We start from the raw sequence: 11,047 nt of genomic DNA, 5'->3' as shown, positions 1-11,047 counted from the left end.
ATCAAAGCCCAGTAAGTCGCCAATATCTACATTGGCACTTTGTTTAGCCTGAGCCTTTTCGTTAATTGAAATCGGCGTAATACGTTGTCGAGATAACTGCTCGGCTGCTGCGCTAGCATTCACGGCATCTATCACACCTTTAACTTGCGCTCCTGCGCCATCTCGTCCTACGTATTCGAAGGCTGCCATCTAACTACCCTGCCACGTCAACAGTTTCAACCAATCGCAACACTTCTTCCGCACTTGTAATACCTTGAACTGCATAGTCATAGGCGGCAAGTGCCAGAGGTTTGAAGGTTGGGTTTTTACGCGCTAATTCTGTAAAACTTTCTGCATCATCTCGTTTTAACGCAGCCATCATAGGCTCATTCATTTCAAGTAATTCAAAAACACCTATTCGCCCACGATAGCCTGTATATTGGCAGGTTTGACAACCTGTTCCGCGTTTAAATTTAACTTGCTCAACATTATCGCCAACCAGGTTTTTAAGCCAAAACATTTCTTGCGTATCCGGTGTGTGGTCGGTACTGCAATTATCACATACACGTCTAACGAGACGCTGAGCAACAACGGCACGCAATGAACTACCAACAAGGAAGCCTGCCGCCCCCATATCAATTAAACGCAATGCACTGGTAATAGCATCGTTGGTATGTAATGTTGATAAGACTAAGTGACCGGTGATCGCACCTCGTAAACCAATTTCTACCGTTTCATGATCACGCATCTCACCAACCATGATGATATCGGGATCTTGACGAAGTGCCGTTCTTAATACATCTGAGAAATTTAAATCAATTTTTGAATTAACTTGTACTTGGTTAATTCGAGGCAAACGATACTCAACAGGGTCTTCAACGGTAATGATTTTTTTCGTAGATTGGTTAAGTTCACTCAGTGCGGCATATAATGTGGTTGTTTTACCACTACCAGTAGGCCCTGTAACTAGCACCATACCGTGCGGCCGAGTAATTTGATGTCGTAAACGATCGACTAAGTCTTGTGGCATACCTGTTTCATCAAACGACAATAGGCCAGCACTTTGATCAAGCAAACGCATCACCACCGACTCACCATATTGAACTGGCATCGTCGACATACGCACATCAATATTGTGCCCTTTGATTTGCAAATTGAAGCGGCCATCTTGCGGTAAACGTTTTTCTGAAATATCAAGACCTGCCATTAGTTTTAAACGCAAGACAACAGCGGAAGCAATTTTGTTTTCTTTAAGTTCGTTTTCCTGCAACACACCATCAATACGCTGACGGATACGTAAACTTTTTTCATCCGGTTCGATGTGAATATCTGATGCGCGCATTTGAACAGCGTCTTCAAAAACTGATTGTAAAAGCTTACCAACGGTTGCGTCGCCTCCGTCATCTAAAAAGTTACTGCCTAAATCAAAGTCTGTCGTTTGGGTATATTCTTCTTCCAATTGACTCGCAAAAGACTCAATATCCGCCGTTCGACGATACAATGAATCAAACGCTTCATATAATTGAGATTCCATTACAACGGCAAGTTCAATCGATTTCGGTGATAACAACTGCTCTAATTGGTCTAAACCATTTAGATCGGCAGGATCACTCATACCAATGACAACACTAGCACCTTTATCTTCAATAATAATCGCGCGTAGTCGTCTGGCATGAACTTCAGGCAATAATTTAGCCATGTCAGGAGAAATACGTCGCTGGCTAATATCAAGGAAAGGCACATCAAGTTGCTGAGCGAGGAACTCAAGTAATTGTCGTTCTCCGATATACCCTAGTTCAATTAAGGTATCACCTAACTTACGGCCAGTTGTTTTTTGGCTATTTAACGCTTGCATTAGTTGTTCATTAGAAATGATATGCTCATGTACTAATAAATCGCCTAAGCGCATTTTAAGTTTTGGTGCCGCCATATTATTCTCCTAATTCTTGTATTCTTTGACGAGCAAATGCCATGGAAGAGTTGGAAATTCCAGGGAGTACAGTCGCTTTTTTATAGGCATTAATTGCAAGTTCAAATTTGGCGTCAGTGTCATGGGCAATTGCTAGACCTAACCACCATCGCCCATCATTGGGCTGTAATTGTGTTAATTTTTCATAAGCATAAACTGCTGCTTGAATTTGCTGCAGTTGTTGAGCCGTTGTTGCTATCATCGCCTGATATTCAACTTGTTGGACATCTTTAAGTACCAATAACTCGTTTAATGCGTTAGTCGCTTGACCCATCGTTAAGTATATACGAGCTTTCATTAGTCGAAATTCGCTATTGTTGTAATCAATCGCACTACCTTGTTGCAACAGATTCAATGCCGATTGGTATGCCTTTCTTCCATACCAAAGCGCGGCTAGCTGTTTTCTTACTTCATGCTCATGACGATCAATAACTAATATTTCTTCGTATAACGATTCGGCTTTAAGTGGCTGATTTGTCGTAATGGCATTCTGTGCCTGCTCGACTTTCTTCGAGATTAACTCTTGAGGCGAAAGCTGCTTCCTTGCTACTGACATCGTCGGTTTAGCTTTTTCAATTTTTACCGGGGATTCAGCTACATTCTCTACGTTAGGAGCCACGACTTCCTGAACCTTAGCTTGGCTATTAGTTGCAACTGTTGCCAGGTTTGGCTTCTGCTCAATTTGGTTTTCTGAACGAGCGGGTTGTGTTTTGGGTACTTCAACTTCAGTAACTTTTGGCGGTAGCTGTGTTTGTTGCTTCGGCTCTTCTACCGCAACTAACGATGCTTCTTCTTTTGTTTGTATACTTAGCCGCTCTTGCTGTTCTGTGACAGCAGTATCAACAGCTTTTTTCGATGTTTTTACTACAACTTGTTGACTTGTATCTATTTGCTGAGCTTTTAACGCTTGATTTTCCTGATAGATATGCCAAACAAACCAACCCAAAACGTTAATAATGACAATGATCAATACTATTAATGCCCAACCACGCTTTTGCCCACTCGGCACTCCGACCGCAGTTTGCTGAATAGGCGAGCCTTGCTGTTCAGGTTTTCGCTCATCTAAATCCTTTAGCATTTGATTAATAACACTCAATTAAACTTCTCCTAAAAACTGCCAACTAATGAGTGTGGTCGTCAGTAATATCAGCGCTGCACTCAAATAAACGCCTAATTTTTGCCATCCACTGACATGAGCATCTTCTGTATCTTTGGCAGCCAATACTAAATGTTTAGCTGATAATTGATGTCGCCCTTCGCCATAGGCGAGCATCAGCATTTTGTGGCACAGTACGTTAACTAAACGAGGAATGCCTTTACTTGCTTTCGTGAGTTTTTTACAAAGTGAACGGGTAAACAATTGTTCTCCTTTGTAACCGGCAATTTGCATGCGGTGCTGAACGTATTGCTCAACTTCTAACGATGTCATTGGGCGCAGTTGATATGAGAACGTTATGCGCTGCCGTAGCTGTCTAAACTGTTGTGTTGCGAGTCGCTGATCAAGTTCCGGCTGGGCAAAAAGAACAACCTGCAATAACTTTCTTGATTCTGTTTCTAAATTGGTGAATAACCTCAGCGCTTCCAAGCTCTCTTCGGGCAGTGCTTGCGCTTCATCTAAAATAAGCACAACAGAATGGCCTTTTTGATGCAAAGCCAATAACCGCTCTTGAATTCTTTGGTTTAACAATTGACTCGACATACGCTGAGCTTGCTTTACGCCAAGTTCACTTGCAACCGCTCGTCTTAATTCATCTGGATTCAAATAGGGGTTTGGAATATACGCCGTAACAAAGTGTTCAGGGATTTCATTGAGTAACTTGCGACATAATAAGGTTTTACCCGTACCGACTTCGCCAACAACTTTAATAAACCCTTCGCCGGTTTTTAACGCAGTTAGCAGAACAGCAAAAGCCTCCGTATGAGGCTTTAACCCTAGATAAAAACTCGTATTTGGCGTTAACGTAAAAGGTAGTTGCGTCAAGCCAAAGTGGTACAAGTACATATTATCGCCTTAAGTTAGCAATTACTCACTTTCAGGGAACCACTGTTTTAATAATTGACGCGCATCTTTAAGCTGATCCGTCCATGTTTCTTGGCCGATAACGGTAGGCTTTAACATAATAACTAACTCACTTTTTCGTGTAGTTTGTGTTTTGCTTTTAAATGCTTCGCCTAAAAATGGAATGTCACCTAGTAATGGCGTTTTAGATTCTAAATCAATCTTACGCGTTTCGATTAAACCACCAATAACAACAATTTCACCAGAGCGCGCACGAATAATCGTATCTGATTCACGCACACTGCTTTGCGCCAATGGCAAGACGATATCTTCATCGCTAATGCGAATTGTCTTAACCTGTTCATCAGTTAATGTAACTGATGGATGAACATGTAAAATAACTTCACCATCTTCATTAATTTGTGGTGTTACATCTAGCGCAATACCAGAGAAGAATGGTGTTAAATCAACTTCAGGTGTGGTCGTTGTTGACGTACCTGTTGTCGTTGTACTAGAAACATTGGTAACAAAATACTCATCTTCACCAACTTTGATGACTGCTTTTTGGTTATTCGTTGCGGTAATTCTTGGGTTTGATAATACTTGCACATTACCTTGTGTCTGCAATAATTCAATAACACCTGAAAAATCTGCATTGTCTATTCCAATGCTCGTTGTGCCGCCTATTGCACCAGAAATAACATTACCTACAACATTACCCGTTGTAGAAAAGCTTAAATCAGTAGAGCCAATATGACCGAAAATATTGTCCCACTTCACACCTTGTTGATAGTCGTCACTTAACGTAACTTCTAATATTTTCGCTTCAATAATTACCTGACGCCTTAAGTGGCTTTCTGAATCATCAATAAAACGTTTAACCGCTTTAATTTCTTCTGGGTATGCGCGCACGGTAACCAAACCTGCTTGCGGTGAGACGATAACCGAGCGACCATCTTCATCACCCACTAAGGTTAGCAATGTTTCTTTTAATTCAGTCCAAAAATCTGATTCATTCTCGGTATAGATATTGATGCCACTGCTTGAGTTATCGCTACCAGAGCCATAACCATTATTCGAATTGTTGCCATTATTACTTGAGCGGCCGGATGAGCTGTTACTGTTATTATTGTTATTGTTATTGTTGTTGCCACTGTTTGGATCGTTTTCAGAAACACCGCCAGAATTTATACTTGTGCTTGATAAACCAAAGCGCTTCACAAATAAGTAATCAAGTGGGAATGTTTCTGTGCGCATACCAGCAGGATAAACCTGAATAACGTTGCCACGTGTGCGAATGTCATAACCATAAAGCTCTTTGACAACATCAATTGTTTCTTCAAGCGTAACATCTTGCAAATTTAAAGTGATGGTGCCTTCTACATCGGGATGCACAGCAACACTGTACGGAGAGTCATCAACTAGGGCGGCAAAAAAATGCTTCGCTTCAACATCACTTGCCGCTATTTCTAAGCGCTTTTCAGCCAAAAGACCTTTTCTAGCTTGCTGCATGCTCTGTTGCATTAAGTCTTGCTGAACAGCATTTGGTACTGCCGTTAACGCCTTTGGTGACTTTGATGTTTGACCTTGAGCAATAGCACTATCAAGCGCTTGATTAATTTCTTTGGGCTCTTCAGGGACTGTTTGACAGCCAGCTAATACTAGCGCGCAAAAATAATAGTGGATTCTTGATTTCTTTATTATTTTATTCATTATTTTTTAACCGACTCTGCAAACAATTTAAGGGTCAATTGGCCCTCAGGAGATTGTAATTTGACAACGTTTTTACCAATACTGATCACTTTATATTGATTAACTTGGTCACCCTTTTGGACGAGTTTACCGCTAACGATAGCTGAATTAGCACCGTTTTTGGCCATTATAGATTGTAATACCAGCTTGCTTTTCTGTGTGCTTGATGGTGACTTTGAAAAACCAAACAAAGGTTTTGTTGGATCGACAGCAGCTTCTAATGGCTGGCTGAACAGCATCCCTAAACAAATGGAGAAAATGATTCTAAACACCGAGAAACTCCTTTTGTGTACTCAAACTATACAAAGTGACATCCAATTCACCATTCGGGTATTCAATGAGTTGGTAGTCAAAGCTTTGCCAAAAGAACTTCCATTTAAGTGATTCTAATTGTGTTAAGTAATCACGTAGAACGAAATATCGACCTTTAAGCTTGATCGTTATTTCATGTTTATAAAGCCCCGAATTGACGGTAGAAGAGACTGAGTCGCCTTCTTTTTCAATGGTTTGATCTATCACCATGGGTTGTGCTGGCTTCACCTGAAATGATAATAACGAAACGCCTCGATGCATACTTAATAATGACGTTAAGGCTGTGCGCATTGACACCGGATCAATAAGCTCAGAAGTAAGCGTTAATAATTGTTCGTCTACCTCTGCTATTTTTTGCTCGTAGGCTGCTATTTCGCGATTAACTGTTAAGTTAGGATCTTGAGCAAGCTTTAACTCCATATCTGAAATTAAAGATTTTGTATTGCGATTATTTTGCTCTAGTTTGGTTATTTGCTGATTATGTTTATTGATCGAAACAATCGTCCCGTCGATAAACAAGGTAAACGGCAGAAATGTAACTACAACGAAGCCTGCAATGACTATCATTGACTTCTCACGCCCCGTAAGCGTTAGAAACTTTTCACAATATTGTTGCCAACGTTCTCTCATTGCGACTCTCCTAATTTCTCAGGTTGCGCATTAACGTCAGAGCTAACACTAAACTGCGTATAATTATTATCATTTTCGATCAATTCAAAATGGTTGAAATGCTGACCAGATAACAATGAAGATTTTTCAAAGCCAGAAAGCCATTGAGGGACAGCATCTGGTGACTTAGCCACACCAGAAAAACTAATATGCTGATTATTTAGCACTGCGCGCTCTAAACTGATATTTCTCGAATGAAAATTGGCGAGCTCCGTCATTGCTTTAGCAAAACCAACAACTTCGGTTTTCTTCCCATCGGTAAGTTGAGCTATTAACACATTTTTGTTCGTCATAATCGCTTTAAGTTGATCTCGCTTTGCAACTAAACGGCTATCCACTTTATGTCGTGCCAGTTGTGCTTCAAGCGATTCCATTGTTTTAGCTATTTGACGTTTTTCAGTATTCAATATTTTTTGTTTGTTTGCTAACTGTTCTTCTTGCCAAGATAACGACACACCGAGCGTGATAGTGGCGATTAGCGCTAACACCCAGCCAATTGCAATGTTTTGCAAGGTCAGAAAATTACGGTCTGGCAGCAGTTCCGGTTGTAATAAGTTTATAGACGTTTTGACATTCATACTTCAACTTCCTGCGTCTGTGCTACTGGTGTCTGCTCGATAAACAGACCCAACGGCGCAGCATATTGACGATAGTTAGCATAATGTTCAGGTAGCGAAAACAATTCAACCGCTACATTAGTGTTCTCAGATAATTTACGCGCAATAAAAGCCTCATTGTCATTTGGCGTTAATACTTTTATCGTTTTAATAGGTGCCTGTTTTAATTGACGTTCAAAATAATCAGTTGAGCGTTGAATTTCCAGACTAATAGAGTCGATCATACCAAAGGCTAATTCGTCTTCTGATTTTTTTGCAATATCACTAAAACCACGTAATCGACGATGGAAATACATTTGGCCATTCTTAATGATTAAAATCACCATTTCTTCGCCAGGCTGCTGCACTAACAAAAGGTGAGCATCGTCTTGCACCGGCAATAAATCTTTAAAAGCAAATTCTTCCGTCGTAATAGAAGAAATCGTAATTTGCTGCTGATCTAGCTCTTTAACAAACGTCGCCAGTTCAGCTTTTGATGCGACAACAACATTAAGTTTTTGCCCGCCACCAGCCAGCATAGGCCCATCAAAATAATCGAGTATCATATCTTCTGGCGGAATATTGACGAGTTCTTTAACTTGCCACTTTAGCGCTTGATTTAACTCTTCTTCAGGTACGCTAGGCTTATCTATTTGAACAATATGGTATTGATTGGCGGCAAGTATCAATCGACAGTCACCACTTAGTCCTAATGTAGAACCCAGTAATGATAAAGATTTCGTAAAGTCGTTATCTACAAGTTTAAGCAGTTGAGCGTCTTGAATTTTTTGTTCAGCCATATGGCAGTAAGCAATACCCTGCTTAGTCATACTAATCGCTAACTGATTAGTTGATTCTTTTTTGCTAAACATTTGTCTGAACGTATTTTTTAGAGACATTAATTTGCTATAGTTAGAATATTATTATTGCATAATATTCATTATCCCTCTTTCGTATACGCACGCAAGTTTTTTTAACGAATTAATGATAAAAATGCTAACTTTTTCATAACCTTTTATGCCTAATTCAAGCCCTATCACAGCAATTCAACATCCAATTTTTGCTCATGCAAAGATCAAAGTTTACGTCAAAAGAGATGATTTAATTCATCCTATTATTTCCGGTAATAAATGGCGAAAATTAAAATATAACATTGCGCTAGCCAAAGCATCAGGTAAAACAGGCATCGTTAGTTTTGGCGGGGCATACTCAAACCACATCCACGCTTTATCTTATGCTTGTAAACTAAATCAATTAAATGCTGTCGGCATTATTCGAGGCGAGCCTCATTACCTGAGCAACGCAACCTTATCACAAGCAAGCTCTTGGGGAATGGACTGCCAGTTTGTCGATAGATTAACTTATAAGCATCGCAACCAAGCCGATTACTTAGCGCAATTACAGAAAAAGTACGCAAATTACCTGATTGTACCTGAAGGAGGAACAAATCAACTCGCCTTAAAAGGGGTTGCAGAAGTTATTACCGAATTAGATCAGCAGCTAGATTACGACACGATTATTACACCGGTAGGTAGTGCGGGTACTATTTCTGGTTTAATTTCAGCAGATGACAATCGTCATCCAATTTTGGGGATTAACGTGTTAAAAGGTGCTCATTATTTAAAAGAAGAAATTGAGCATTTACTATCGAATCAAACGCAAAATCTAAACAACTGGCAATTATTTAATGACTTTCATTTAGGTGGTTACGCGAAGTTCTCCAATGATGATGCAAATACGCTGGCAAAAATTAACCAACAAATGGGCATCACCTTCGAACCGGTATATTCAGGTAAAATGATGCTTGGCTTTTTAACATTGGTAGAGCAAGGGTATTTTGAAGCTGGACAAACTGTAGTGCTGCTGCATACAGGCGGGCTACAGGGTATCAATGGTTTACTTGAAAGGAAAAAGCTTGCTAGTGACCAATGGCCTTGGCAACTTGTGCAATAGGTTCAGTAAAGTAATGGCCCTGACCACCTTGCACGCCCAGTTTGGTTAATGTGCGCCATTCATTTTGATTCTCTACACCTAATGCAAATATCTTCACTTTCAACGGTTCACACAAAATTCGCATACTTTGAACAAACATTTGGTTTTCAGGTTTTTGCTCAATATTCATGACAATTGAACGATGAAGTTTAACGTAGCGGATAGGCAGTTGCTTCAAATATTGAGCGCTAACAACATACTGACCAACTTTATCTGCAAGTAATTGAACCCCGAGTAAAGTTAGTTTAAATAATATAGGCTTTAACTCTTTTAAATGATTCACTAACTGATATTCACTCACTTCAATAATCAGTCTAGGTGCTATGTGTTGATGCTCTTTGAGTAATTCATGGAGCTTCTCAACAAAATTGTTATCTAACAACGCATCAACGGATAGATTAACACTGCAATGGTCTTGTTTATCTGGCTCGTACGTTAGCAACCGACAAATCTGCTTAATCACCAATAAGTCAATGGGCGCAGATAAGCCACACTTTTTAGCCATTGGAAGAAAGACTCGAGCACTGATCAACTCACCCTTCTCATCTCTTACCTTGGTAAGTACTTCATGATGCAATATATTGTCAGAAAAGCGTTCGATAACAGGCTGAAAGAAGATAACAAAGCTGTTATTTCTAATAGCGTTTTCTAAAAATGTTCGCCACTTCAAGGAACCTTTCGCACTTTCATGCGGGATCTCGCCGTCGTCGTACATAAACCACTGAGAAGGACCTTGAAGTTGGGCTGTTCGCAATGCCATATCAGCTTCTGCTAGCACCTGAAACGACTTATCATTGGATTTAAAATAACTCATACCAATATGGCAAAAATCGTCTTTGTTAATACCAACAGGCAAAATAATATTGAGAATCGCTTTCAATAGTTGGTTGGCAAGTTTTTCGGCTTCTTTAACAAAAATATGCGGTACTAGTAGCGCTAATTCATACTCTTGGCAACGTGCTAAATAGAAGTTGGCGCGTTGTTCAAAGCGTTTTTCAATACTTTGAATCACCATTTCAATGACATGGATCGCTTGTTCATGGCCATAGAGCGAATGAATAATATCGCAGCCTTGGCATTGTATAATATAAACCGCGCCACGGGCATCTTCTTCCGCCATTAACGCACTAAGCCTGCTGGTGAAGTACGCTTTATTGCCTATTCCTGTCTCATCATCTAACAACGCACTTTCTTTTATTGCTTTATCAAACAGGCTGTCTTGGTTTTGCGCATGAAGCATCGATTTTCGTAAGTGGTTAATGGCATAACCTATAGGATGCTCTACCGTTACTGCTTGATAATTACCTTGAACAATCGCTGTGTTCGCCCAATGCTCTATTTCATTAATTTCACTAAGCGCTGTTTCAACATAAGCTTGTGAGCGTTTCCAAACCAAAGCGATCAGCGCGATAAAAAGCGCCGTTAGTATGATAAACACCGGAGAATTCATCACTTGGTACCATAGCGTCGGTCTAATAAGCACTATCTGCTCGCTGACAATTACCCGCTCTTTCGCCCAAGGTGCGATGCTTGATTCATTTTGATAGACAATTTTATCGGTAACAATGACTTGCTCGATGGTTGTCGTGCTTAGGGCACTTTCATATTGAACGCTACTTTCCAATAATGGCTTGATAAATTGAGCCGTTTGATGCGCTTGCTGTTGCAATTGCCAAGTCAACGTACCTATTGCGATAAGGTAACCAACAGCCAAAAAGACACCCAGTAATTGAATAACTTTTTTATGTGTATTTTTGACAAGTTGCGTCATATAGGTAC

10 protein-coding genes and 1 pseudogene are annotated in these 11,047 nt (G+C 40.1%); 1 reads left to right on the top strand and 10 read right to left on the bottom strand.

Features of this window, described 5'->3' with window-relative positions; all coding sequences use genetic code 11:
- The 9 genes and pseudogenes from QQK02_RS12285 to QQK02_RS12245 all read right to left on the bottom strand — a co-directional run.
- Positions 1-189: pseudogene (locus tag QQK02_RS12285) on the bottom strand (type II secretion system F family protein); the annotation flags it as partial.
- Between the two features lie 4 nt (positions 190-193).
- Complete coding sequence (locus QQK02_RS12280; protein WP_284208345.1) at positions 194-1,909, bottom strand: GspE/PulE family protein; 1,716 nt, start codon at positions 1,907-1,909, stop codon at positions 194-196.
- Between the two features lies 1 nt (position 1,910).
- Positions 1,911-3,044: a tetratricopeptide repeat protein gene (locus QQK02_RS12275; RefSeq protein WP_284208344.1), complete on the bottom strand. Its 1,134-nt coding sequence runs from the start codon at positions 3,042-3,044 to the stop codon at positions 1,911-1,913.
- Positions 3,045-3,950, bottom strand: a complete 906-nt coding sequence (locus tag QQK02_RS12270; RefSeq protein ID WP_284208343.1) for an ExeA family protein — start codon at positions 3,948-3,950, stop codon at positions 3,045-3,047.
- A 21-nt stretch (positions 3,951-3,971) separates the two neighbouring features.
- Positions 3,972-5,660 (bottom strand): pilus (MSHA type) biogenesis protein MshL, encoded by a 1,689-nt coding sequence (mshL, locus tag QQK02_RS12265; protein ID WP_284208342.1) that lies wholly within the window; start codon positions 5,658-5,660, stop codon positions 3,972-3,974.
- A complete protein-coding gene (locus tag QQK02_RS12260) occupies positions 5,660-5,971 on the bottom strand; it encodes a hypothetical protein (protein ID WP_284208341.1) in 312 nt (103 codons plus the stop codon). Before QQK02_RS12260 ends, mshL begins: the two co-directional genes overlap by 1 nt.
- The gene (locus QQK02_RS12255) at positions 5,964-6,641 is read right to left on the bottom strand and encodes a hypothetical protein (protein ID WP_284208340.1); all 678 of its coding nucleotides are present in this window, start codon (positions 6,639-6,641) and stop codon (positions 5,964-5,966) included. Before QQK02_RS12255 ends, QQK02_RS12260 begins: the two co-directional genes overlap by 8 nt.
- On the bottom strand, positions 6,638-7,258 hold the full coding sequence (locus QQK02_RS12250) for a PilN domain-containing protein (protein ID WP_284208339.1): 621 nt from the start codon (positions 7,256-7,258) through the stop codon (positions 6,638-6,640). The genes QQK02_RS12255 and QQK02_RS12250 overlap by 4 nt, the downstream gene beginning before the upstream one ends.
- Positions 7,255-8,175, bottom strand: a complete 921-nt coding sequence (locus tag QQK02_RS12245) for a hypothetical protein (protein ID WP_284208338.1) — start codon at positions 8,173-8,175, stop codon at positions 7,255-7,257. The genes QQK02_RS12250 and QQK02_RS12245 overlap by 4 nt, the downstream gene beginning before the upstream one ends.
- 118 nt (positions 8,176-8,293) lie before the next feature.
- Between QQK02_RS12245 and QQK02_RS12240 the strand changes: the two genes are divergently transcribed.
- Positions 8,294-9,229: a 1-aminocyclopropane-1-carboxylate deaminase/D-cysteine desulfhydrase gene (locus QQK02_RS12240; RefSeq protein ID WP_284208337.1), complete on the top strand. Its 936-nt coding sequence runs from the start codon at positions 8,294-8,296 to the stop codon at positions 9,227-9,229.
- Here the strand turns inward: QQK02_RS12240 and QQK02_RS12235 are convergent.
- The gene (locus QQK02_RS12235; RefSeq protein WP_284208336.1) at positions 9,195-11,039 is read right to left on the bottom strand and encodes an EAL domain-containing protein; all 1,845 of its coding nucleotides are present in this window, start codon (positions 11,037-11,039) and stop codon (positions 9,195-9,197) included. The two genes, QQK02_RS12240 and QQK02_RS12235, sit on opposite strands and share 35 nt — an antisense overlap.
- Positions 11,040-11,047 lie beyond the last annotated feature (8 nt).

Source organism: Thalassotalea eurytherma (assembly GCF_030161415.1).
GTDB lineage: Bacteria > Pseudomonadota > Gammaproteobacteria > Enterobacterales > Alteromonadaceae > Thalassotalea_G > Thalassotalea_G eurytherma.
This window is presented reverse-complemented; position numbering and strand designations above follow the sequence as displayed.

What these genes read in the sequence shown, in the direction of transcription:
- QQK02_RS12250 (WP_284208339.1), bottom strand. Translation starts at nt 7,258, where the DNA reads ATGAATGTCAAAACGTCTATAAACTTATTACAACCGGAACTGCTGCCA.
- QQK02_RS12255 (WP_284208340.1), bottom strand. Translation starts at nt 6,641, where the DNA reads ATGAGAGAACGTTGGCAACAATATTGTGAAAAGTTTCTAACGCTTACG.
- mshL (WP_284208342.1), bottom strand. Translation starts at nt 5,660, where the DNA reads ATGAATAAAATAATAAAGAAATCAAGAATCCACTATTATTTTTGCGCG.
- QQK02_RS12235 (WP_284208336.1), bottom strand. Translation starts at nt 11,039, where the DNA reads ATGACGCAACTTGTCAAAAATACACATAAAAAAGTTATTCAATTACTG.
- QQK02_RS12240 (WP_284208337.1), top strand. Translation starts at nt 8,294, where the DNA reads ATGCCTAATTCAAGCCCTATCACAGCAATTCAACATCCAATTTTTGCT.
- QQK02_RS12245 (WP_284208338.1), bottom strand. Translation starts at nt 8,175, where the DNA reads ATGTCTCTAAAAAATACGTTCAGACAAATGTTTAGCAAAAAAGAATCA.
- QQK02_RS12270 (WP_284208343.1), bottom strand. Translation starts at nt 3,950, where the DNA reads ATGTACTTGTACCACTTTGGCTTGACGCAACTACCTTTTACGTTAACG.
- QQK02_RS12280 (WP_284208345.1), bottom strand. Translation starts at nt 1,909, where the DNA reads ATGGCGGCACCAAAACTTAAAATGCGCTTAGGCGATTTATTAGTACAT.